The sequence below is a fragment of the Streptomyces chisholmiae genome, from assembly GCF_031845445.1.
In the GTDB taxonomy this organism is placed as follows: Bacteria; Actinomycetota; Actinomycetes; order Streptomycetales; family Streptomycetaceae; genus Streptomyces; species Streptomyces chisholmiae.
Genome location: NZ_JAVREO010000235.1, coordinates 1 through 427 on the forward strand (window position 1 = coordinate 1; position 427 = coordinate 427).

Here is a 427-nt window from a genome sequence, read left to right on the forward strand (position 1 = left end):
TTCCCGGCTTCGACATCTGCGACCTCATGCCGCTCCAGGCGACCATCGCCGACCGTCTGGCCCTGGTGCGCAACTTCTCCTTCAACCCGAACTTTCACGATCCCGTCGAACTGTTTTGCGGCGTCCGAAAGCCCGCTGAATCGGGATCGGCGATCCGCCCGGATTTCGGTTCGGTGGTCAGCCGTTTGCGCCAGGGACAACGTCATCACCTGCCAACTTATGTGGCTCTCGACGAGACGGTGGGCAATCGCTATCGGAATGGCCCCGCGTACCTCGGCCTCAGTCATAAGGCATTCATCGTACGCGACAATCTCGACAACTTCTCTCTCAACCGCAACGTTCGTGTGGATAGGCTACGCGATCGAACCACGCTCCTGCGGCAATTCGACGCCATGACCCGCGATCTCGAAACCGCGGGCGGCGACCT

1 protein-coding gene is annotated in these 427 nt (G+C 60.7%); it reads left to right on the top strand.

Annotation, left to right across the window (positions count from 1 at the left end; translation table 11 throughout):
- A partial coding sequence (locus tag RM844_RS32975) for a DUF1501 domain-containing protein (protein ID WP_311671103.1) occupies positions 1 to 427 on the top strand: 427 nt, incomplete at both ends.